General features: G+C 56.5%; 15 protein-coding genes. 2 read left to right on the plus strand and 13 right to left on the minus strand.

What is annotated here, in order from left to right; genetic code table 11:
• Window positions 1–18: 18 nt before the first annotated feature.
• Complete coding sequence (locus tag PV433_RS23975; protein WP_332074555.1) at window positions 19–1341, minus strand: ABC transporter substrate-binding protein; 1323 nt, start codon at window positions 1339–1341, stop codon at window positions 19–21.
• A gap of 458 nt (window positions 1342–1799) precedes the next feature.
• Between PV433_RS23975 and PV433_RS23980 the strand changes: the two genes are divergently transcribed.
• Window positions 1800–3227 (plus strand): extracellular solute-binding protein, encoded by a 1428-nt coding sequence (locus tag PV433_RS23980; protein ID WP_332074556.1) that lies wholly within the window; start codon window positions 1800–1802, stop codon window positions 3225–3227.
• A gap of 352 nt (window positions 3228–3579) precedes the next feature.
• On the opposite strand, the gene PV433_RS23985 is transcribed toward PV433_RS23980, so the two are convergent.
• From PV433_RS23985 to PV433_RS24025, 9 genes are all read right to left on the minus strand, one after another.
• Window positions 3580–10428 (minus strand): carboxypeptidase regulatory-like domain-containing protein, encoded by a 6849-nt coding sequence (locus PV433_RS23985; protein ID WP_332074557.1) that lies wholly within the window; start codon window positions 10426–10428, stop codon window positions 3580–3582.
• 52 nt (window positions 10429–10480) lie between these two features.
• A complete protein-coding gene (locus PV433_RS23990; RefSeq protein WP_332074558.1) occupies window positions 10481–11470 on the minus strand; it encodes a Gfo/Idh/MocA family protein in 990 nt (329 codons plus the stop codon).
• 92 nt (window positions 11471–11562) lie between these two features.
• Window positions 11563–12900, minus strand: a complete 1338-nt coding sequence (locus PV433_RS23995; protein ID WP_332074559.1) for an ABC transporter substrate-binding protein — start codon at window positions 12898–12900, stop codon at window positions 11563–11565.
• Window positions 12901–13020: 120 nt separating this feature from the next.
• Complete coding sequence (locus PV433_RS24000; RefSeq protein WP_332074560.1) at window positions 13021–13188, minus strand: hypothetical protein; 168 nt, start codon at window positions 13186–13188, stop codon at window positions 13021–13023.
• A gap of 16 nt (window positions 13189–13204) precedes the next feature.
• Entirely contained in the window at window positions 13205–14593 is a 1389-nt protein-coding gene (locus PV433_RS24005) for an extracellular solute-binding protein (RefSeq protein WP_332074561.1), read from the minus strand.
• A 392-nt stretch (window positions 14594–14985) separates the two neighbouring features.
• A complete protein-coding gene (locus PV433_RS24010; protein WP_332074562.1) occupies window positions 14986–16257 on the minus strand; it encodes an MFS transporter in 1272 nt (423 codons plus the stop codon).
• A gap of 12 nt (window positions 16258–16269) precedes the next feature.
• Window positions 16270–16737, minus strand: coding sequence for a MarR family winged helix-turn-helix transcriptional regulator (locus PV433_RS24015; protein ID WP_332074564.1), 468 nt, complete (start codon window positions 16735–16737; stop codon window positions 16270–16272).
• Window positions 16738–17026: 289 nt separating this feature from the next.
• Window positions 17027–18697: a putative ABC transporter permease subunit gene (locus PV433_RS24020; protein WP_332074565.1), complete on the minus strand. Its 1671-nt coding sequence runs from the start codon at window positions 18695–18697 to the stop codon at window positions 17027–17029.
• Window positions 18690–19415, minus strand: coding sequence for an ABC transporter ATP-binding protein (locus tag PV433_RS24025; RefSeq protein ID WP_332074566.1), 726 nt, complete (start codon window positions 19413–19415; stop codon window positions 18690–18692). The genes PV433_RS24020 and PV433_RS24025 overlap by 8 nt, the downstream gene beginning before the upstream one ends.
• Before the next feature lie 295 nt (window positions 19416–19710).
• Here PV433_RS24025 and PV433_RS24030 point away from each other — a divergent pair, with 295 nt between their 5' ends.
• Window positions 19711–20208 carry an SMI1/KNR4 family protein gene (locus tag PV433_RS24030; RefSeq protein ID WP_332074567.1) on the plus strand — a complete coding sequence of 166 codons (498 nt, stop codon included), beginning with the start codon at window positions 19711–19713 and terminating at the stop codon, window positions 20206–20208.
• Between the two features lie 143 nt (window positions 20209–20351).
• Here the strand turns inward: PV433_RS24030 and PV433_RS24035 are convergent, their stop codons facing one another.
• Genes PV433_RS24035 through PV433_RS24045 form a run of 3 tightly spaced genes read right to left on the minus strand, consistent with a single transcriptional unit; the run spans window position 20352 to window position 23248 of the window.
• Window positions 20352–21530, minus strand: coding sequence for a thiolase family protein (locus tag PV433_RS24035; protein ID WP_332074569.1), 1179 nt, complete (start codon window positions 21528–21530; stop codon window positions 20352–20354).
• A complete protein-coding gene (locus PV433_RS24040; protein WP_332074570.1) occupies window positions 21527–22516 on the minus strand; it encodes a 3-hydroxyacyl-CoA dehydrogenase family protein in 990 nt (329 codons plus the stop codon). Before PV433_RS24040 ends, PV433_RS24035 begins: the two co-directional genes overlap by 4 nt.
• Window positions 22517–22570: 54 nt before the next feature.
• Window positions 22571–23248, minus strand: coding sequence for a 3-oxoacid CoA-transferase subunit B (locus PV433_RS24045; protein WP_332074571.1), 678 nt, complete (start codon window positions 23246–23248; stop codon window positions 22571–22573).
• Window position 23249 lies beyond the last annotated feature (1 nt).

The raw sequence follows: 23249 nt of genomic DNA on the forward strand, positions 1-23249 counted from the left end.
ACCGCACGCACCGTTTCTTTATTTTTTCTGGTCTGCGATCGATTTCGTAGCGGCTTCTTCGGCTTGGCGCAGCAGCGTATTCAGGTCCATCTCGCCCAGCGCGTAGCTGATAATGTTTTTGTTATAGGCAGATTCGACACCGGGATCGTACATCGTCTTCGGCGCGATCGGAGCAAACTTTTCATAAAAAGCTACCTTCACGTTTTTGCTGCTGAAGTTCGTATCCTTGGCGAACGCGTCCTTGATCTCCTTCGTGTTAACTACCGGCAGCGCTCCCGTCTTGGATACGCTTAATTGGAACTCGTCGGAGATCAAATATTTGATCACTTCCATCGACTGATCTTTATTTTTGCTGATCGCGGATACGCCGAAGTAGGTCGGATAGCCTTGCGGACCGGTTTGCGGAGCTTCCTTGAACACCGGCATGCTGACGACGTCCCAGTTCATCGAGGACATGTCCTGGGTCATATGGGTGTTGGCCAGCGCCGCCAGCATGGCGACGTCTTTATCCTTGACGAAGGAGATCACTTCCGGTATCTTCTTGCCGGCTCTGATTTTATCCTTGTAGCCTTGCGGCTCCGCAAGTTTCCCGTACACTTCGTACAAGGACCTCCACTTCTCGCTCGAGATCGTCGGCTTCTCCGTCTTCAGATCGACATACCCGAGCGACAACGAATTGGTCGGGAAGTAATGCTGCATCGCTAGCCCTACATATTGCACATTGCCGTCCGTCCGCGTCAGACGTTTATTCAGCTCGAACACTTCGTCCCAGGTCATGCCGTTTTTCGGATAAGAAACGCCGAATTTGTCGAAGATGTCTTTGTTGTAGTAAAGCACGGTCGTATTGTTCTGTACGGGCAGCGCGTACATTTTGCCGCCGGACATTTCCCTCATCAAGTCCATCAGCGTAGGCTCGATCCGGCTCGTATCGACCTTATGCGTCTTCATCAGCTCCGTCATATCCATCTGCATATTAAACGCCAGCGGACCGCTTGCAAATTTGGCGATCGATTCCCAGACGATGTCGATTTCCTGCTTGGAGGCTATCAGATCGGGATAACGTGTCCCGTTTTTCCATTGGATATACTCAAATGTATGCTGCGGGAATTTCGCTTTGATAGCGTTGCCAAACCGCTCATTAAAAACTTCTTCCGTCCAGCCGCTCGTCGAATAAATGACCAGCTTAGCCGGCGGATAGCTGGTTTCCTTTACTTCCGCAGCCCCTTTGTCGTTCACCGGTTCCGGATTCCCGGCTCCCTTATCCGCATTGCCGCCACAAGCGCTTACAAGTAGCGCCGTCAACAAACTTACCGCCACCGTTTTCCCAGTTCCCCGCTTCATCGCAATCTCTCCTTCGTTTCTCTGATAGTCAGGCCGCTTGCTTGCATGGCCGATCGCTTGATTTGATTTTGTTAAAGCGATACCTTTTGATTCCCCTTGGTTCCAATTCATAACTAAAATTTCGATTACCGGCTGCACACCCTCCTCAACATTGACTTTCATAATAGATGAATACTGTAATTCCCCTTGATGTACTTTTATCATAAAACCGAACCCGATATGCTGTCAATTCATTTTTATTTGCGGGAAGCAATCGGAATTTAATCAGCGTTTTAGCAGTCTCTCTCCCTATACAACCGTTTTCTTTTTCGGTATGATACTAGTAAGAATAGCCGCTTACGGCATAGGGAATCAACCGGCTGCGGCCGCCTGCCGTAAGCGGTATGGAGCCACGGACGGACGGCGTCAGCCGGATCACGTCAATTTTTTACGACATCAAGCGAAAGTTGGAATGATGCATGAGTTCATCAGAGTCCGGCAGAAGAACGTTTCAATCCCGGCTGAACGATATGGTCGATCAGCTACGCGACGGTATTCATACCGGCATCTATAAGACGGGAACCTACCTGCCTCCCGAAAAAAACTTAGCCAAACAATTCGGGCTCAGCAACAAAACGGTGCGCAAAGGGCTGGAGGAGCTGGCGGAGGAAGGGCTGATCGAGAAAATTCCGCGAGTGGGCAGCCTGGTCATCGCCTCCGGCCGGGAACCGTCCGGGAAACCGGAGATTACGCTTATGCTCGGCTGTTATTTGAAGGACGAGTTGGAGCTCGGATTATCCAGGCTTCTCGCCGATTTCGAACAGCTGCATCCGGAGATTCACGTCGAAGCCGTAGCCGTCAACTCGTATCCGACATTCGTCAAGACGATGCGTCCTATGATGGATAACGGCCTGGTCGACCTGATCACGATCAAGGACCGCCATTTCGAGGAAGTCTCCGGCGAAGGATATGAGGACATTTTGAAGCCGCAGCAGCCGAGCGGAGACGTTTATCCTTTTCTGAACAAAGTGTTTACCGAACGCTCCGTGTTGTATGCGCTGCCGATTCAGTTTTCTCCACTCATTCTCGCCTATAACTTGCGGCATTTTCGCGAGGCCGGCGTACAGGAGCCGGATTCGGGGTGGACGTGGGAGCACGCCATGGCTCAGGCCGGACGACTGTCCATACCGGGCCAGCGTTACGGTTTTCATTTTCAGCCGCTTCATCATGAACGCTGGCCGCTATTTTTGCTGCAGGGGACCGGCTCTTCGGCCGCGGGTAACCGCTCCGGGGCTTGGCTCGACGGGATTCGGCTCAGTAAAGAAATGATGGGGAACCACACTTATTTCCCAAATCTTCTGTTCAGCTCGGAGAACGATGTAGGCACTTTGTTTCTGCAAGGCAAAACGTCCATGATTATTACCGGCTACGAGGCGTTGAATCGTTTCTCCTCCTCGCCGCTCGAATACGATATTTCTTCCCTGCCGTATATGCACGACCCCCGGACGCTGCTGTCAAGCACGGGGATTGCGGTTAATACGCTTACCAAGTATCCGGAGGAAGCCCAGCTTCTCGCCGATTATTTAACATCACCCCGGGCACAGCGGCTTATCCGGGAACATACGCTCAGCATCCCTGCCTTGAAAGCGGCCGCCGAAGCTCCGGACGAAGGAGAGCGAACGCTCAACCGGCCACCCCGGTTTCACCTGTTCCGGGACATCATCCCCGCTTTTCGGACGTACCGGGATTTGGAGCTGTCGGCTCCAGCGTTCCGCGAGCTGCACGAGACACTTAAAACCTACTGGACCGGGCTGATCGGCGAGGACACGCTGCGCGCTGAAATCGATGCGATCACATCCCGTTATCCGGCGCGACCCGAACCGCAACAAGCCGCTATCCCCAAGTAGGGACGCGGCTTGATTCTTTATAGATTGGCTATGTTAAATTCTAATCTTGATAATAAACCATAAGAAAACGGCCTTGCTGAAAGCTACACTCATTCGGCATAGCCGTAATGTGATACTTAAGCTGGCGAAAGATTTTGCGAGCCGGCATGTCTGGAAGAGGATCGAAGCGAAAATCGCTTTGCTAGAATGAGTAGTTCCATAATTTTGCATGGAAATTCACGAAGCCTCAATGGGGAAGGGGTAGAAGTATCCACATTTTGATGAATGGGTTCATTTCCACTGAAAACCACAACCCCCATGCCGTTATAAACGGACGGCCGGAGGTTGTGGTTTCGTTTTGCGGCTTTATAGGCTAAAATCCGCTGGCCAGCAGCGCGTCAAACCGGACCCAAATGTTCTGCGAGTCCGGGTTTTTCTCCCCTGTCGCCCGTATTTCAATCGTATGCGCACCAAGCGGCAAAACGCCCGTATCGAACACGACGTACTGGATTTGTGCAGTGCCTCGCCTCATAAAATCATACGTCGTCCGGTAAATGCCATCCACATAAATGTCGCCCAAACCGCCGTTGGGCGCCAACGTTCCGAGCACCTTTGCCCGCGTCCCATAAAACGGCACCCGCGCGGTCGAGCCTTTCGCCGTGCCGATCCATTCGCTTCCGCCGTACAGGCTGGAGCTCGTCGTCGTCGTTCCGGAGCCGGAATACATCACGAACGGACTCGTATTGTCGATCGCCGCCAAGTTGCGCGGGATGATTGCAATCCGCTCCGACGCCGCGGACACGTTGCCGGCACCGTCGATCGCGTATGTCACGTACAGGCCGGAGGCGAAATCGGCCGTGTCCAGCGCGGCCGCGACGCCCGCCGCAGCCGTCGCCCGCGCGCCATACACCGCCCCGCCAACCGTGACGACGGACGCCGCTTCAATCGCGGTCCGCGTCGCCGCCGTACCGGCCGGGACGAGATGCAGCACCCCATCGCGCGACATCGTGGCCGACACCGGGTCGCCGATCGCCGCCGCCCCGTACGTCACGCCGGACAAAACCGGCACCGGCGACCGTTGCAGCATCACGTCGACGGACGTTGTCTGTCCGTTCTCCACGACGAATACGTCAGACAAACCGTCCACGTAATCCAGCTTCGTCGCGGCAAGCTGCCAGCTTCCGCCCGGCGCGTTCGCGATCGTGTAGCGGCCGTTTTCATCCGTCGTCGTCGCCGCAACTTCCGCTTGCCCGACAAGCCGCACAACCGCTCCGGTCAACGGAGCGCCCTCCTCACCGTACACAGCCCCCGTTACAGTGCCGATCGACTCGTATCCGTTGACCAGAAGCGCGTCGAACCGAATCCAGTTATTCTGCGAGTTTGCCCCGATTTCTCCCTTGGACACGATGTTCACCGTATGTGCGCCAAGCGGCAAAAGCCCTGTGTCGAATACAACCGCCTGGTATTGCGCGGTACCGCGCTTGACGAAGTCGTAAGTCGTCCGGTAAACGCCGTCCACGTAAATGTCCGCCAAGCCGCCGTTCGAAGCCCTCGTGGCGAGCACTTGCCCCCGCGTCCCGTAAAACGGCACCCGCGCGGTCGCGCCTTTCGCCGTGCCGATCCATTCGCTGCCGCCGTACAGGAGGCTGGCGCTCGTCGTCGTCGTCCCGGAGCCGGAATACATCACGAACGGACTCGTATTGTCGATCGCGGCCAGGCTGCGCGGAATGATTGCAATTCGCTCCGACGCCGCGGACACGTTGCCGGCGCCGTCGATCGCGTATGCCACGTACAGGCCGGAGGCGAAATCGGTCGTGTCCAGCGCGGCCGCGACTCCCGCCGCAGCCGCCGCCCGAGCGCCGTACACCGCCCCGCCAACCGTGACGACGGACGCCGCTTCAATCGCCGCCTGCGTCGCCGCCGTTCCGGTCGGGACGAGATGCAGCACACCGCCACGCGACATCGTCGCCGACACCGGGTTGCCGATCGCTGCCGCCCCGTATGTCACGCCGTACAAAACCGGCACCGGCGACCGTTGCAGCGTCACGTCGACGGACGTTGTCTGCCTCGTCGTCACTTCGAATACGTTAGACAGCCCATCCAGATAATCCAGCTTCGTCACCGCAAGCTGCCAGCTCCCGTTCGGCACTTCTGCAATCGCGAAGCGGCCGTCTTCGTCTGTCGTCGCAGCGACTTCCGCTTGCCCGACGAACCGCAAGACCGCTCCGGCCAAACGAGCGCCGCCCGCACCGTACACGGTCCCCGCTACAGTGCCGATCGGCTCGAATTCGCGGACATCCCGGTAAGCCGTCACTGTATAGATGGCGGAACTGCCGTCCGAACCAGCAATGCCGAGCGACAGCGGGTTGGCGCCGGGCTGGAGGGCGAGCGGGATCGTTGCCGCGCTGCCGTATGTCTGCCCGCCAACCGTGATGACGGCGTCGGGCCGGTACGTCTGTGCCGTGACCGTCAGCGCGGACACGTCTTCGTCGACCAGCACGGCGTAGTCGCGCGTCTCCGGCGCAAACGGCGGGCTCAGCGTGCCCGGGCCGACCGCAAGCCCGCTCAGCGCGGCGGCGGATGCGATCCGCTGTTCCGCGGCCGCGTGCCGGTACCCCGTCGCCTGCACGACGATCCAGGCCGCGCCTTCTCCGGCCGGCAGCGCATCCGCAGCGAAGGCGATGCTGCCCGGCGAGACGGTATATTGGCCGCTCGCCAGCGGGACGCCGTCAACCGTCACGCCGGATATTTCGCTCCGCCATGCGGCCGAATCGGCGAACGTCATGGCGAACGCCTGCCCGGGATAGATCGGCCCGGCCGCCGCCTGTAAAGCCGGAGCGTCGGGCAGCGACTCCTTGATTTCCAACTGGATCAGCCCGAATTTGTAGTTGCTGGAGCTCGCATTTTTCCCGTCACCCACCAGCGCGATCCGGTGCGTGCCCGCCGTTAACGGCATCGTTCCAATCGTCTCGAACGCGGTGCTCGCTCCGCCGATGCTGCTGTAGAAGTCGTAGGTCATGAGCTCCGTGCCGTCGACGCTGATCTTGTACTTCCCGTAGCTGCCCGCCTTGAACGGTTTGATCCCGATGGCGTACGCGGCGTCCTCCGCCACCTCGAAGTCGAACGCAATGCTCTGTCCGCCCGCATTCGCTTCAAGCTGCACCGTATTCGTATCGGTAACGTACAGCGTCGGCACCGTCTGCTCCGCGATGTTCAGATCGACGATATTGTACGTTTGCAGCGACCGGGATTGCGACGACATGACGACGCTTGCCGTCTTCGTCACTCCGTTCAACGTCACCTCGACGCTCACCGTGGCGGTCCCGTCACCGACCGCCGTGACGTTTCCGCTTGCGTCGACCGCCAGGACGGCGGGATCGCTGCTCGTAAAAACCGTTTCTCCCGCGGACAATACCGCGGGACTGCCGTCCCGGTTCACCCCGTACACGGCCAGCGGAACCTTCTCGCCTTTCGGCAAATCCCGCTGCGGCGCTTCCACAGTGACGGCTTGCAGCGGATTGCGGTCCAGCGCTTCCACGTTGGCGATTTTGAACGTATGCGCGCCGGTCCAGCTTTTCGCCGGATAAAACATCATCTGCGACGTCCCGTCCGCTTTCAGCTCGAATCCGGGATCGTATTCGGCCAGGACGATCGCCGTTTGTCCCGCAACGCTGCGGATGTCCCCGATTTTGTAACCGTTCGTCGATCCGTCCGGATGCGTTACGATGACGTAATTCCCTTTCAGGAGGGCGGCAATCGCCGGATCAATTGGCGTGCTCGTCACGATCGCGTCGTACGGATCGCCGTTCGCCTTGCGTTTCGTGCCGGTAATCGTCCCGGTGACGGAGCCTTGCGCGCTGATCTCCTTGCTTCCCTTCTTCAGTTCGGTCCCGCCGACAAGGTACATGTTCTGTACGACGCCGTCCTCCACCCGGATAAAGCCCATCTCTCCTCGCATCGTGATGTCTCCGACGACGAGCGGCTGGTCCGAATGCTCCGGCGAGCTGAGCAAATAGTCGGTGACATCGCCGTACGTCACCTTCACTGCCACTGCGCCTTCCGGCGACTGGCTTGGCTCCAGCCGTTTGATCGAATCGATCTTCGGCCCGGCAGCGCCTGCATACGGCTCCATCACCGTCGCGAACGTGCTGTTCAAGTTGGCTGCTTCCCGTCTCAACACCAGCTTCGGCATGTCGTATAAGACCGCTTCGTCGTTCGTGTCCTTGCTTTTCCCGAACAACCGTGTGGAGCGAATGGAAGGAGAACGGCCCAAATACAGCTCGTTGTTCCCTTCCTCCAGCAAACCGGTAATTTTCAGCTTCGCTTTGTCCGCCCCGTTGTCGGACGTCTCCAGCGTCACTTCGTACTTGTCGCCCGACAGTTCGGCCTTCTGCACATCGTTCACATAAATGTAGGCGGGATAATTCCCTGCCGCCGTGCCGCTCTCGTTGAAAGATTCCGCTTCGTGCACTTCCGTTCCCGGCGGCAGCAAGTACGGGCCGTACGATTCAAGCGGCAAGTCCGTCTCGAATTCGGCGTCAAGGTTCGCATCGCCCTGCAACGTATATTCATGGCGGCTGCCGCCCTTTACGCGGAACAGATCGAGCACGTAGCCTTCGCCGCCATTCCCGCCGTCGAACGGAACGAACCACGGCTCCCGGCTGTACGTTTCCGTCTCCGCGTAAGCGTTTTCTTCGGTTGCCCGCATGGCCTGGAATGCGCCGACGGAGGCGAAGGCCTCAATCGCCCCGCCGTCTTTGCCCGCGCCGGCCGTGGTCATGTTTTTGCCGTTGACGACGACGGTGTTATGGCCGAGCGTGGACAGGGTGAAATAGCGGTATTTCGTATACGTGTACCCGAGATCGGGCAGCAATTCCTGGCCCTGCGCGTACAAATTCAAGTTCAACGGATCGTAGTGCGTATGCCCGGTCTTCGGCGTAAACTCCAGGTAAAGCTGTGTCCGGTCCGCGCCCGTTCCGCCGGACAGTCGGCCAATGCCGGCATCGGGCAGCAGCATAGAGCCGACGTCCGACCGCGGCGCCTTCGCTTTGTCCGACGCCCACGAATCCTGGACGGGCAGCAGTTGGCCGTTCGGGAAGGAAAGCAGGTTCGGGATTTCCTTCGCCTTGCCGATGATCGGAAAATCGTTATACATATCCAAATTGTCGAAATGCAGTCCCGAACGCGGTGAAACGTACCCGGTCGGGTCGCTGTACCCCTGCAGCTGCCCGATCGCCAAATTTAGACCGTCGGTCGACTGCACGTGGTAGGAGGGCGCCACTTCGTACCAGAAGCCGTCTGACCTATACCGCCTGTCGACATATTCCCTCATCCATTCCACAACGTTATGAATGTAGTCAGGCTGTCCAATCGCCTTGCCGGCGTCGATCAGGCCGAGCCATTGGGTATAGTCCATATTGCCGAGCGTCGTCGGATAGCTGAGCGCATAATCGACGGACGGCATCACTACTTGCTCGACCAGCTTCTTCTCGACGTCTTCCCCGACTTCCTGGCTTAGCACTTGCAGGGCGTCCGTCTTCTTCACTTCCGTGTAAGCTTGCAGGAGCGGGCGCAGACTGTTCAGGTCGGATACCGACCAGCGGTTCCACATGCCGCCCCAATAGTTGAACGGCGGGCCGGAGGTGATGTTGATCGGATAGTTATACCAATTATAATCGGTCGTCGGCACGTAGCCTTCGTACACTTGCGCAAACCGGTACAGCAGGCGGGCCGCACCGAGCGGGTCGGTCTTGGCGATCGCATTCGTCTGATTGAGCGTATACGCTTTTTGCAAATACCACAAATGCGCGGATAAAAAGTATCGCTTGCCTTCGGCGTCTTCGTAATACGGATATTCCAGCGTTTCCCCTTTTCGGTTGACGGCGGTCACCGTGCCGGTTTCCGGATACTGCGCGTTCGGATACGCCGTGCCGGTTTTGGGCGCAACCATGCTTTTGCCGTCGGCGGACAGCGTATATAACCCGTCCGGATTCAGCTCCGGCATTTCCGGCAAGCCGGCGAAGCGGAAGCCGACCCGGTCCGGGATCAATTCGAGTATGTTCTCGACGGCCGCCGAGGCGGGGGCCGGCGTCACCGGAACGACATCGCCGGCGGGCGACGCCTGCTCCTCGTCTTCGATGCCCGCATCGATCAGGCTGTCCCTGTCGAAGGTCAGTGCGGCGAACCGACAATCGGCCGGATCGTCTTCGCAGGCCAGTATTTGCAGCTGGTACATGCCGTCGCGAAGCGGCCCGGGATGCGAGAACGTCAGCACGCTGAGGCTTCCTTCCCATGCGGCCTGCACGTCGTCAAGCGTCGTCACGTTGCCGAGCGGATCTATCCATTTCAGCTCAAAGACAGTATCAACAGGTTCCAGACCGGTTCCGTCAAAGGATAACTGCTTCGTCGCAAAACCGGTATAGTCGAGCTCCGGTTCGAGCAGCGTCCAAGCAACGCCCTGCGTCGTTCGTTCGAAAAAGACGGAGCCGAGCCGCCCTTCGTCCACGACATTGGCCGGCACCTTTACAGCCCCCGACGTATCCCAGAAGCTCGACGTGCGGATCGGTACCCAGGAGGAAAGCGGCTTCGTATTCAGATGATGCAAGTGGATGATATTCATCCGCCATTCTGCGCCCGGCGAGACGACGGCGGACCCGAAGGCGGATAACGGAATGGCCGCTTCGACCGTAAAGACACCGCCCGCCAACGACGTTTCATGGGAGAAGACGCCGACTTTCACCCTTTGCGGGTCTACACCGTCGAGCGTCTGGTTCCAGACCGTCGTGAACGTTCTTCCCGAAGGAGTGACCGGGATGGACGCCACATAATGCAGCCCGCCTGCCGTCTGCGGACTGATCACGATTTCGATCCGTTCCAGTACGTCCCTTTCTTCCTCGTCAAACGTTCCTCCGATGTACAAATTCGTCTCGTCGAAGGCCGCCTTGTAGGCAATCCCGCCAGTCGCCGGCTCGTTGTAATAAGCCGTTCGGAAATCGTCCAGCGGCGCGGCGCCGCTCCATGCCGCCTCATCCAATTTTCCATCGATGACGGGAGCAGCGGTCCATGCGGGAACTACATTCCATTTATTCGTATACACCTCGATCGGAGCTTCACCTTCCTCAACAATCGTTTGTCCGGCGGCCGATGTCCGATTTCCCGGGCCCAGCAAACCGTACGGCACAATCATCATCAACACCACGGTCCAGACCATCCATCTGCGCAATTGCCATTCCTCCTCGAACACGTTATCTTCGAGCGTCTGCGGCTAGCCAATATCAGATGACGGCAACTTCCTCCGCTCTGCCGGTTTCGTGGGAGCGATAGGCGGCATCGACGACGGCGGAGACGGTTTGGGCATACGTTCCCGTTATCGACAGCTCCGAGCCGTGCCCGATGGCGTTCAGCAAATCGTCCCACTGCGGGGTGAACGGTTCGCCCTTTGCGCCCGTGTCGACAAGCTCGTAGCCGTTTGCCCCGCTGATCCAAAGCCCTTTTCTCGCCACGATTTTCAGCGCTCCGTCCGTAAACAGCAGTTCCGTCTCATTGGCCGGCGGCACGCCGCGATAGCCGAAGAGCGAGACGGAAGCCGTCGCTCCATGCGAAGTGCGCATAAGCAAGTTGGCGCTTCCTTCGACATCGCCCCGTTCGCCGTAAAACGTCAGTTCCGCTTTTACGCTCGTTATTTGACAATCCGTCAACCACTGGATTTTATCGATCGAATGACTGCCGATATTGATGACGATCCCTCCGCCGGAAGCCGCCTTATCCAAAAACCACGCCGGACGCTTCTCGTCATAATAATACCCGTACCGCCGATCGATGATCGTCACAAGCCGCCCCAGCTTGCCGGACTGAATCAGTTGCTTTGCTTTCACATTTTCCGCAAAATAATGCTGCATATGCCCCACGGCCAGCACAATGCCGCAGCGGGCAGCCGCAGCGTTGATGTCCGCGCATTCGCGCGCATTCATCGCCATCGGCTTCTCCAGCAGCACGTGGCACCCTTGCTCCGCACACCAAATCGCCGCTTCTTTGTGCAAAACATGCGGCAGCGTAATAACGACAATGTCGGGTTTCTCCGCCCGTACCATCGCCTTGTAGTCCGTGTAAGGCTTGATCGCGTAAGCTTCGGCCGCCAAGCGAGCCCGCTCCCCGGAAATATCCGCGACGCCTACAAGCTCGGTTCGTTCGCTTGCCGCAAGCGTCCGCAAATGAAGGCCCGCGATCGTCCCCGCTCCGACGACAACTGCACGTAACGTATGCATCTCTCCATCTCCTCTATATGTCGGGGAACAAGTTTTCGATGTGTTCCCCAGACTTCTGTATCTGCTACTTCTGCAAAATAAAAACTTCTTCTTTATTTCCTCGCGTTTTCCTCGATGATTTTGGTTGCTTCCTCTTCAATGGTGCGGAACGCGGTGTTCATGTCCGTCTGGCCCTTGACGATGACTTCGATCTGCTTGGAATATAGCGCTGCAATGGCCGCATCGCTGACCGTCATTTCCGGGAAAGCCGCAAATTTATTATAATTGACCGCATTCCAGTTTTTCCCTGCCGGTTTCGCTTCGGTTGCGAATACGCGCTTGATCGCATCCGTCTGCTTCGGCACGAGATAACCAAGCTTGGCGAGGTCGCCGAGAACTTCATCCGAGACCATATACTTGATCACATCTATCGCCGCTTCCCGATTCCGGGTCTGGTTCGTCAATCCCCAAAGCGTCGAGTTCATCGGACTGCCGGTTTTCGGCGCTTCCTTAAAGCTCGGCAACGCTACCATATCCCAATTGATTTTTTCCTCCTGCAGCGCCTTGTCGATAATGCCGATATTGGCATTGAACAAAAGCATCGCCGTGTCGCCTTCGGTCAGATTTTTCGCCCCGCCGCTGAACGCCTTGTTGTTCGATTTGAGCGCATCATTCAGAACAGAGTTGCCGTAAATAATCTGGAAGTACGAGCGCCAGCGCTCATCGGTATTGATCGTCGGCTTTTGCGTTTTCGTGTTAACCAACGGGATCGATAACTGATTCGTTGCCGTCATAATGCCGGTATTTCCGGCGAATCCGTAGTATTGTTTCCCGCCCTCGTTGCGGGTCATTTTGGCCGCGAGCTGCATCGTCTCCTCCCAGCTCATCCCGTCCTTCGGATAGGCTACGCCGAATTGGTCGAACAACGTTTTGTTGTAAAAGAGCACATGGTTGATAGCGCTTCCGCCCGGGATGCCATACATGCCGCCGTCGGAAATGCTGCGGACGTAGTTAACCAATTGCGGTTCGAAATCCGTCGTCTGAACGCCGGCCTGCTTGAGCAGCGGCTCCATATTGTACTGCAGCTTGTGAACGACTACATCGTTCTCGAAGACGGTCGCGGCGCGACCGATAATATCGATCGGCGTCCCGTTGGTTAGCAGATCGGTAATCGTCGATCCTTTCGTAGCCTGGTTATAGCGGTTAATCTTGTAGTCCGGAAACTTCTTGGCCAGCCGTTCGAGAAATTCCGGCGTAATCGTCGCATCGGGTGTCACGAGGTTGATCTCGACCGGACCGCTCGGCTTCGCCGGCGCAACCGGCTCCGTTCCTCCGGCCGTCGCTTCTCCCGCTTCCGATTTACTTCCGGCTCCTCCACCGCAAGCGCTCAGCATGGCCGCCGTTCCCATACCGATCATACCCAGCTTCAACCACCTATTCATGTTTTTCATGGGTCAACCCCCTAATTTGAAAATTTGAAATTCTCATTGTAAACTTCCGCCCTGCCCTTTGCTCCTGCTACGGACCCGACAGCCGCTCGATCAGCCGGGCGTCCAATTCGTCCTCGTCGATCAGGTCGGCGAGAGACGTTTTGAGTTTGAATAAAACACCAGATCCATCAGTTGTTTTTGCTCCGGCGCCTGATCGGTTGCTTCAGTCACTTTGTTACCGCTTTCATTTCGCCGCCGGCATAAGCCGTCAGCGAGGCTGCCGCCAGTACGGAGGCAAGCAGCCATCATCGATCCCTCCACAAGTTCAGTCGCCCGCTTCGCTCGCGCCCGCCCGCGTTTCGTCGGACAACGCGCTGCGAATCCGGTCGCACAATTCGTTTTCGTCAATCATATCGGCCAAATACGCTTTCAATGGTTGAAATATTTTGGGCAAAGACATAACCGGGATGCCCAAATCGCTATGGGTGCGGTAGGAAAACATCATCTCGCGAAATAACGCGTAACGCTCCGGGCGGTTGATGCCGACAGACGTCGAGGCGGCCGGCGAATAAGTGGGCAATTGCGTGCTCGGAATGCTGAGCGTATGCTCGTAAATGTAATTCTGCGCACCGGCCGAAACGAAATAATCGGCCAGAAGCCGCGCTTCTTCCTTGTGTGCGGACTTGGCGCTTATGCCGATGCCGAGAACGATAATAAGCGTCCGCGGCTCGTAAATGAACGGAACCGGCGCCACATCGTACTCCAGATTCGCATGTTTCCACAAGTTCAGCCCCATGTAGGTGTTCAAAATCATCGACAGCTTGCCTTCCTCGAACATTTGCATAATATCGCCATTGCTCTCGGACAGAAACAGCGGGAACGCCTTCCGGTTATGAATGATCCGTTTGTACACCTTCATGCTCTCCAGCAGCCGGGTGCCGCGCAAATCGTTCAACTGTCCTGCGTTCCATTCGAACCGTTCACCGCTTTGCAGCATAAAAAGAGGCCATCGATTCATATCCTGCGCGTGAAAGCTGAATCCGTATCTGCCTTTGCCGTCCGACAATTTCTCTGCACAGTCGAGCAAGTTGTCCCATGTCCAGCTTCCGTCCGGCTCCATCAGCCCGCATTCGCGGAAATGCGCTTTGTTGTAGCAAAGCACGATCGGCGAGAACACGACCGGCCTCATGTACAAGCTTCCCTCAACCACAAACTGCCTGGCAAGTCCCGGATACGTGTCCTCGCGCCCGGTAAGCGGCTCCAGCTTCTTAATGGCTCCGTCCTCGACCATGCTCTGAAACTGATAATTATCCACCATCACCAAATCCGCGTCCCCCGTATTCCCTTGCCCATCAATCTTATGGGTCTCCACCGAAATCCACGGAAATTGCCGGTGGAAGTTGTCCAGCAGCCCGGAAAGCTCGAGATTGCGCTGCGCAACGTTGTTGCGGGCCAGCACCAGCTTCACCGGAGGACGTCCGGCCGCCACCCGGTTCCCGATTCTCGGCACCTTCTCGATCCAGCCTTCGCGGACGAGCGTTTCCAATGCGGTGCGCACCGCGTTGTTGCTCATGCGGAATCGTTCCATCAGCGTACGCTCCGTCGGCAAATATTCGCCTAGGGCATAGCGGCCTTCGATCATTTCGTTGCGCAGCGTGCCGGCAATTTGCTCCAGTTGCCGGTTAAATTGTTCCTTGGTCGGTCGTATCCCCATCGTTCAACGCTCCAATGTCGGTCATTTCAACTACCGCTTAGTTTATCATGAACTTATACGTCCCGCCTCCCCATCTGCATAAGTAACCCCTGAAACCGCCTTTTGACTCTAAAAATTGTAGTTAATATGTGAGTCAATGTTATAAATAAAACATTGATAAAGCACAATTTCATCATAAATGACCGAAAAACGGATGTCAATCCATATTTATCTAAGTCAGATTAAAGATTTATAAATATTATAAGAGTCAAATGGTTGCATTAGAAAAGCCCGTATTATACGCTGTGAAGGTTGCGGTATCGGGAGGAACTCCTCTCATCTTACTAGAATGAGTAATTCCATAATTTTACGCGGAAATTAAAGAAGCCCCTTCAATGGGGAAGGGGCAGCCGTCAAGATTTATGCTCGTAAATAATATCCGCGCTACTCTTCGCCCGAGGTGCCCCGAACCGGGCGGCCGCCATAGCGGCAACAGCATATACGACCAGAAATAATACCATAAAGCCGGCGGAATACCGGTACATGACCGCATAATTCGATACGGACGAGATCGCTCCGAGAATCATCGCCCCGGCCGCGACGCCCAGATCGGTCGAGTTGTAATACATGCTGTTGGCCGACCCGTGCCGCTCTCTCGGCGTTACCCGCAGCATCCACGCCTGAATGGTCGGCTGAATTGCTCCGAAGCCGAGCCCGTACAGCAAGGCGGACACAAACAGCATCGGAATGGTGTGCGCGTACGACAGCAGAAGCAAGCTGGCGATGACACTAACCGCGGCCGGGACGAGAACCGCTCCATGACCTTTCCGGTCGAAGATTCTGCCGGAGATCGGGCGGATCAAAATGATCGTAATCGCGTTAAATAAGAAAAACAGTCCGACCTGCTCCAGCTTGACCGATTCTCCGTACAAAGCGATAAAGCTGAGCAAACCGCTGTAAGTTACGGCTAAAATAACATTAAGCAAGGCGGGAAATAATAACTTCGTATTCCATCTCGGTTTCTCGCCCGACTGGTTGGTCTGGTTCGTCTGATTGACCTGAGTCCGGACCGCGGACGCCGGCACGGAGTCCGTATTCCGCCTGGAATCGGCCGGCGCCGCACGAATCAGCAGCAAAAGCGGAAAAATCAAAATGATGGCAGCGGTCCCCATTATGGAAAGCGTGCCGAAGCCGGACAAGTTCATCACATTTAACCCGATCATCGGCCCGACGGACATCGCCAGACTGGTTGACAATCCGAAATAACCGATCCCCTCGCCCATTCTCCGGGACGGGATGATCTGGGAGACGAGTGTCGGAATGATCGTGCTCGCCATCCCGAAGCCTACGCCATAGCCGGCGCGCATTAGCAGCAGACCCCCTACCGAACCGGCATATACATAAATACCGGTCGTTAAGGCGGCAATCGCCAGCCCGGCATACAAAATGAAGTTGCGGTGCACGTAACGCATCAGAGCCGCCGTCGCAAATCGGGTTACGATCGCCGATAAAGCGAACACGCTTGTCGTCAAGCTGACGGTCAGGTCTCCGGCCTCATATTCGTTTTTGACATAGGCGGGGAACGACGACAGCAGCATCTGCAAATTCAAAAACAATAAAAACGAGCAGATCGTCAAAGCGACGAACGGCTTCGTCCATAGTCTCGCTGATTGTTCTGGTTGCATTCGAATCTTCTCCTACTCTTGGTCTGTCAGTTCGGCAGCGCGGTGATTGATGCGTATAATAAGCTCCATCAGCATCGCGTACTCTTCCTCCGTTACGCACATCTTGATTTCTTCGATCAGCTGCTGCTCGACCGGAGCCGTCCGCCCGATCAACGACGATCCTTTGTCGGTGGCGTAAACGAGAAACGAACGCCGGTCGTTTTTGCCCGTTTGCTTATAGATGAGCCCTTTGCTCTCCAGATGATCGAGAATCCGCGTCGTCGTCGGTTTATCTTTACACGTGCGCTCCGCAATTTCTTTCTGAATCAGCCCTTCCGCCCGATCCACCTGATACAATACCGACCACTGCTCCGGAGTAATGTCGTATTCCTTCAACCTGTGCTGAAGCAAGTTGGACAGCTTGCGGTATGTGACGCCCATCATAAAACCGACCGATCGCTCCAGCAGATTAACCGTTGTTGCAGCATGTTCCTGTTCCATCTTGAATTCCTTCACCTTCTCATCCGAAATCGAAATCAATTAGTTGTCTATGCAATTATATTTGATGCAACCAATAAGTGCAATGGCAGATATCATCTCTCTTCTCCTTTCGAAAAGATGCGAATACAGCGAACGAGCCAAGGATAAACGCCTACCCGCGTCTTTGACGCTGGCGTTTACCGGGATTTAGAGCCACTTCCACGTTATACTGATAAATTAAAAAAATCCTCCGGACCTGCCGCATCCGCGCAGGTTTCCGAAGGATTGGTTCACCCTGATTTCGAGTCCGTCAGTTTTCAATTTTCGTAAACCAGATTTGCCCTTTTGTCTGAAGCAATCTGTACAACAGCAAATCGGCCGCAACCAAAATCAGCATCAGCACGATCGCCGTCATCGTCAAGCTTAAACCGAGACGGGACACGAGGAAAAACAAAAGGCCGGCAAACGCTACGCAAATGAGCAGGTTGAACACGCTGTTCATGTTTTGCTTGACCGCCTTCTGCTCGTTATCCCAATTCAGCACCGGGCGGAACAGGTCGACCCATACGCCAGTCAGGCAGGTGAACAGCGTGGCCGGCACCGCCAGCATCAGCAACAGCAAAATGAGCGCAATCGGCAGATGGATCAGGAAATACGCAGCGCCAAGAATCAATATCGTACCGATCATCGTAACGAGCCATCCGCTCATCACTTTGGCGGTCAGAATATGAGGTACAGGCACCGGAATATATTTCAGCACGAAAAATCCGGCCCCTTCTCTCGATATCGAAGTCGATGCCGTCGCATTCGCCCCGGAGATGAACAGGAACACGCCGACGCCCCCGGCCAGCACCATCGAACCGATGCCGCCCTGGTCGAGATACTGCGACGCTTGACCGAGCATCTCCGCCAGATCGGGCTGGGAGAGCAGCGGAATCAGCATAATGATCGGCCACATCAGCGTCATAAACACACAGTTGAGGAAATAAGGCGGCGTGCGCAGCAAGATGCGCAGTTCCTTCATCAGCATCGACCGGACGGCCGATTGCTGCACGGTCATCTTATCCAGCTGCTGGCCGCTTAGCTGAATACGCCGTGCGGAAGATTCCGACATGCCCATGACGCCCTTGAAATAAAATGTTTGGGCAAGCAACGCAAAGGCGACGTACAGCAGCACCGAAAAACCGGCAAATAAAACGATGAACGCCAGTCCCGCCAGCTCCGCCTCTTTGAGCATCGCATTCGCCGCCAGCTTGACACTCGGGACCGAACGGGTCGCCAGATCGAGGAACGTATTGCCTCCGCCAAGCAGCATATTCTGGACTTCCTCCGGCGTCATCGTGCTCCGGACGGACCGCTGAATGAACAAATTCAAGCCGAGCGAGAACAAAACGGCGACCGTACCGCCGATCAGCCGGAAGCGGTCCTTGTTGCGGGCTACGCCCGAAAAACTCATGATCGCCATCGCCACAACAGAAGCGACCACGAGCGGCAAAATCGGCAGCGCCAGAAAGGTGATGACGGCATACACGTAATACATCACTCCGGCGCCGTCCTTGACGCCGAAGACGATCAGCAGAGGCGCCAGCAGGACGAGCTGGGTCAAATATTCGTACAACAGCACCGTCAAAAATTTGGCCGAGACGATCTGCGACGGCTTCAAAGGCAGCGGCAGCAAATACTCGACATCCTGCGCGAAGTAAAAAACGGTGATGATGTAGAAAATCCCGAACATAAACACGACTAAACTTGTGATGGACAACCCTAGCCCCAGCACAGCGCCCTCTTGGCCGATCGGCTTCAATCCGTCGTACAAAAAGGCGACGAAGCCGCCCAATATGGAGGCAAAGGGAAGCAAGGCGACAGCGAGCAGAATCGGCAAAAGAATATGCGTCGGCAGCTTGCCGCGCTTACCGGATTTGGAAAACTGTCCGGAGCCGTTTTTGATCAGAATGCGAGTTAACGCCAGCGTCTTATTCATTTTCCGTCAACTCCAGGAACAATCTCTCCAGGGACAGATCCGATTGGAACCGCTCCTGCATGTCCTTGAACGTCCCGCAAAACAACACTTCGCCCTTATTGATAATCGCCACCCGGTCGCACAGCTTCTCGGCCACTTCGAGCACGTGCGTGGAGAAAAAGACGGTTTTGCCCGCATCCGCATGCTCGCGCATCATTTCCTTCAGCGTGTAGGACGACTTGGGGTCGAGACCGGTTAGCGGCTCGTCCAAAATCCACACCGCCGGATCGTGGATAAGCACGCCCATGATGACGATTTTTTGCCTCATCCCGTGGGAGTAACTCTGAATCGGATCGGATATGGCCTGCGACATGTCGAATCGGCGGGCGAGCGCATCGATCCGTTCCTTGCGGACTTCCTTCGGCACATCGTACATATCGGCCATGAAGTTCAAATACTCGAGCCCTTTCAGCCGCAGAAACAAGTCCGGGCTGTCCGGCACGTAGCCGAACTGCTTCTTGGCTTCGATCGGCGACTGGGAAATATCGTGGCCGTTGATCGTAATGCTGCCTTTGTCCGGTTTGGCGATGCCCGTAATCATCTTAATCGTCGTTGTTTTGCCTGCGCCGTTCGGCCCGAGAAATCCGAATATTTCTCCGCCCCGGACAATCAGATCCAGATTGTCCACCGCTTTTACTTTTCCATTGTAGCTTTTCGTGACATTCGTCAATTCGATCATTCGTCCCGCCCCTTTCCCTGCTATTATAGCACAACGTTTTCCAAGTAACAGAGGGGGCCCGGCGGGCGCGAAAATCGCTTTCTAATAAGCTGCGAACCGGTTGCCTTACCCCTATTTCCGGCCTTTTCCTCGCGGTCTTCCTTAAGCAAACAGCCAAAAATGAAGGAAGGCGTTCCCGCGGAATCTCTGTAAGGCCCGACTCTGATAAATGACTATTTGGATATTTGAATAAATCGAACCGTTGTTCTATAGTAGTTATACGAACAGAAATGACAAATGGTTCAGTAGGTGAGCTATGAATAATAAAATTGACGAGTTTATAGTTTGGGCTCATGAAAACGGTTGGGATCTCACCCGAAAATCTGATTTCCGATTACATTTAGACGGCAGCGTTACAGCTAGATATAAAGAAATTCCGAATCCATATTTGGATTTTTTAAGCGCGGTCAAACAATGCGTCTCCCCCAATGAGCAGACTTGGTTTATTTGTGAGGATGAATTCAATAACGAATCGGATACTGCGTACCAATGGAACGAATGTGAAATGCTCAGCCTGGAAGCGGCCAAGGATGATGAGATTTGGAAATCAGAAATAACCGCGTGGTGGGATCGTTACTTGCCCATAGTAATGTCGGTCGAAGATGGATATGCCTTCTATGCGATTGATGTAGCGGGGAACAAAGGCGCTGTCGTACGCGGATCTGAGCCTGAATTCGAAGAAGTGGAAACAGTGGCAACTAGTTTTGAACAATTTCTGGAATTCATTATGTCAAATACAATAAAGCTCCGGTGAAAAAACAGGCCGCTTTGCGATTTTTGGGCGCCCTGCTTTGAACCGGTTTTCCTCGAAAAAAAGGACCTCAGCCTCCACACTGCAGTGGAAGTTGAGGTCCTTTCGTTTAAAAATCGGGACGAGCCCCCGGAGATTTCTCCCGGCTATATACCCGCATTTTCCAGCACGACCGCCATTCCTTGCCCGCCGCCGATGCACAGCGAGGCCAGCCCGTACCGGCGCCCGGTCCGGCGAAGCCCGTACGCCAGCGACAACAGCACCCGCGCGCCGCTAGCGCCGACCGGATGGCCGAGCGCGATAGCGCCGCCATTGACGTTCGTGACCGCACGGTCGAGCTGCAGTTCCCGTTCCACCGCCAAATACTGGACCGCGAACGCCTCGTTGATCTCGACGAGCCCCATGTCGGCCATGGCAAGTCCGGCCCGCCCGAGCGCAATCCGCGAAGCCGGGACCGGGCCGATGCCCATAATCGACGGATCGACTCCGGCGATCCCCCACGAGACGATGCGCGCAAGCGGCTGACGGCCGCGCAAGCCGTCCTCGCCCGCAATAACCAGCGATACGGCGCCGTCGTTAATGCCGCTCGCGTTGCCCGGCGTAACCGTTCCGCCTTGCCGGAACGCCGGCTTCAGCCGTCCGAGCGATTCCGCGTTCGTATCGGCGCGAATCTGCTCGTCGCGGTCCGCGATCCGGACCGACTTGCCGTCACGTACCTCGATGCCGACGATTTCCTCGGCCAAAATGCCGCTCTGCTCCGCTGACGCCGCGCGCAGATGGCTGACGACCGCGTACTCGTCCTGCTGCTCCCGGCTAAACCCGTACCGCTCCGCCAAATTTTCCGCCGTGACGCCCATGCCGCAGCCGATGTACGCATCGTGGAGCGTCTGCTGCAGCATGTCCTCCAGCACGACCGGTCCCAGCTTGGAGCCGAACCGGCTGGCGAAGTCCACGTGAGGCGACTGTGACATGTTCTCGATGCCGCCAGCAAGCACGAGATCCGCTTCGCCTAGCCGGATGCTCTGCGCGGCGCTGACGACCGCCTGCATGCCGGATGCGCACAGTCGGTTGACGAGCATCGCCGGCGCCGTCTCGGGAACGCCCGCATGCAGCGCTACATGCCTTGCCACATAAGCGGCCGATACGCTGGAATGGATCACATTGCCATATATCGCCTGCTCGACTTCGGCCGGCTCGACACCGGCTCTCTTGAGCGCTTCGTTCGCGGACGCGATTCCGAGCTGTGTCGCGGACGTCTCCTTGAAACTTTTGCCGAAGCCGCCAAATGCGGTTCTGGCTCCATCCAGAATGTACGCTTCCTTCATTGGGCGTCGCCTCCTGTCCAAGTATCGTTTTTAACCATCATCAGCCGAATCAGCTTGCGGTCGCGCTGCTCCACAGCGTCTTGTACGCCGTCCGGAAGTCCGTGATCCGCGCCGTTCGCATCACCGTCCGGATATTCAAAAAATCCGCCGCCCGATTTCACCCCAAGCCGCTGCCCGCGTACAAGACGCCGGATCGACTCGGGAGCTTCCGTTCGCGTATCCAGCTCCGGAAATAACCGGTCCGATACGCGCTCCCATACGTCCAGACCGCCATAATCGGCCGTTGCCAACGGACCGCTTAACGCCCAGCGCAAGCCCGGGCCTTCCGTCACCGCCAGATCGATCTCGCGGGCGCTGGCCACGCCGCTCTCCAGCAGGTGAACCGCTTCCCGGAGCAATGCCGCCTGCAGACGATTGGCGATAAAACCTGCGACGTTCGCACTCAGCACAACCGGCGACTTGCCGCACGCTTCCAGCAGCCGGATCAGCGGCTCCGCCGTTTGCCGGTTCGTCTGCGGGTGAAGCACGATCTCAACCAGCGGCACGAGATGCGCCGGATTAAAAAAGTGCGCCACGACAAACCGATGCGCAAACGTCATTCCTTCCACCAACTGCTCCGGCACATAAGACGACGTGTTCGAAGCGACAATCGCATCGGCCCGGATTCCGCGTTCTATCAACCGGTACAGCTCCCGCTTCAGCTCCAGCTTCTCCGGCGCCGCCTCGATTACGATCGAAGCGCCGGCCACCGCCGCCACCGGGTCAGGCGTACATACGATCCGGCCCAGTACCCGGTCTTCAGACGGACAATCGCCCCATCGTTCCGAACGAATGACAGCCACATTGGATCGTATTTTCTGCATGGCGCGTTCCAGCGCCTCCTCCGACGGATCGTACAAATAGACACGACTGCCGGATTGCGCCAACAGCTGGGCGATTCCGTGTCCCATCGTACCCGCGCCGAGGACGGCTATCGTTTGTTCCATCGTGTATACCGCTCCTTCTCTGTAGACCATTTTCTCCGCATATTCGGCCGGCGGTCAATAAGAATCCGTCACAACGTCGCCGTCCACAATAAGCTCCGGCTCCATCGCCGAACGGACGTCGTCTTCCGTATAACCCGCCGCAAGCTCGACCAGACGCAAGCCTTCCGGCGTCACATCCAGCACCGCACGTTCGGTGATGATCCGGTGCACCACGTTTTGCCCGGTCAGCGGCAGACTGCACGTCCGGACAATTTTCGGCTTGCCGTCCTTGGCTACCTGTTCCATGATAACGACGACCCGTTTGGCTCCGTGCACCAGATCCATTGCGCCGCCCATTCCTTTTACCATCTGTCCGGGAATCGTCCAGTTGGCAAGGTCACCTTGGCCCGATACCTGCATGCCGCCGAGTATGGCAAGATCGATATGACCGCCGCGAATCATCGCGAACGACTCCGAGCTGTCGAAGAAAGCGGCCCCCGTCACAGCGGTAACCGTTTCTTTGCCCGCATTGATCAGGTCCGGGTCAAGCTCCGTCTCCTGCGGATACGGGCCGATGCCGAGCAGTCCGTTCTCCGACTGCAGCAGCACCTCGCGGTTCGCTTCCAGATAATTCGCGACCAGCGTCGGCATCCCGATTCCCAAATTGACGTAATACCCCTCGCGGATTTCTCGCGCCGCCCGGCGGGCGATCCGCTCCCGAACGTTTTCTTTGCCAAAAGCTTGTGCCTTCATC

Origin of the sequence: Paenibacillus sp. GYB004 (assembly GCF_036577605.1) — a bacterium.
Taxonomy (GTDB): domain Bacteria; phylum Bacillota; class Bacilli; order Paenibacillales; family NBRC-103111; genus Paenibacillus_AB; species Paenibacillus_AB oceani.

Excerpts from the sequence above, each read along its gene's own strand:
- PV433_RS23980 (WP_332074556.1), top strand. The coding sequence starts at position 1,800 with ATGAGTTCATCAGAGTCCGGCAGAAGAACGTTTCAATCCCGGCTGAAC.
- PV433_RS24015 (WP_332074564.1), bottom strand. The coding sequence starts at position 16,737 with ATGGAACAGGAACATGCTGCAACAACGGTTAATCTGCTGGAGCGATCG.
- PV433_RS24010 (WP_332074562.1), bottom strand. The coding sequence starts at position 16,257 with ATGCAACCAGAACAATCAGCGAGACTATGGACGAAGCCGTTCGTCGCT.
- PV433_RS23990 (WP_332074558.1), bottom strand. The coding sequence starts at position 11,470 with ATGCATACGTTACGTGCAGTTGTCGTCGGAGCGGGGACGATCGCGGGC.
- PV433_RS24045 (WP_332074571.1), bottom strand. The coding sequence starts at position 23,248 with ATGAAGGCACAAGCTTTTGGCAAAGAAAACGTTCGGGAGCGGATCGCC.
- PV433_RS24005 (WP_332074561.1), bottom strand. The coding sequence starts at position 14,593 with ATGGGGATACGACCGACCAAGGAACAATTTAACCGGCAACTGGAGCAA.
- PV433_RS23995 (WP_332074559.1), bottom strand. The coding sequence starts at position 12,900 with ATGAAAAACATGAATAGGTGGTTGAAGCTGGGTATGATCGGTATGGGA.
- PV433_RS23975 (WP_332074555.1), bottom strand. The coding sequence starts at position 1,341 with ATGAAGCGGGGAACTGGGAAAACGGTGGCGGTAAGTTTGTTGACGGCG.
- PV433_RS24020 (WP_332074565.1), bottom strand. The coding sequence starts at position 18,697 with ATGAATAAGACGCTGGCGTTAACTCGCATTCTGATCAAAAACGGCTCC.
- PV433_RS24030 (WP_332074567.1), top strand. The coding sequence starts at position 19,711 with ATGAATAATAAAATTGACGAGTTTATAGTTTGGGCTCATGAAAACGGT.
- PV433_RS24040 (WP_332074570.1), bottom strand. The coding sequence starts at position 22,516 with ATGGAACAAACGATAGCCGTCCTCGGCGCGGGTACGATGGGACACGGA.
- PV433_RS24035 (WP_332074569.1), bottom strand. The coding sequence starts at position 21,530 with ATGAAGGAAGCGTACATTCTGGATGGAGCCAGAACCGCATTTGGCGGC.
- PV433_RS24025 (WP_332074566.1), bottom strand. The coding sequence starts at position 19,415 with ATGATCGAATTGACGAATGTCACGAAAAGCTACAATGGAAAAGTAAAA.
- PV433_RS24000 (WP_332074560.1), bottom strand. The coding sequence starts at position 13,188 with ATGATGGCTGCTTGCCTCCGTACTGGCGGCAGCCTCGCTGACGGCTTA.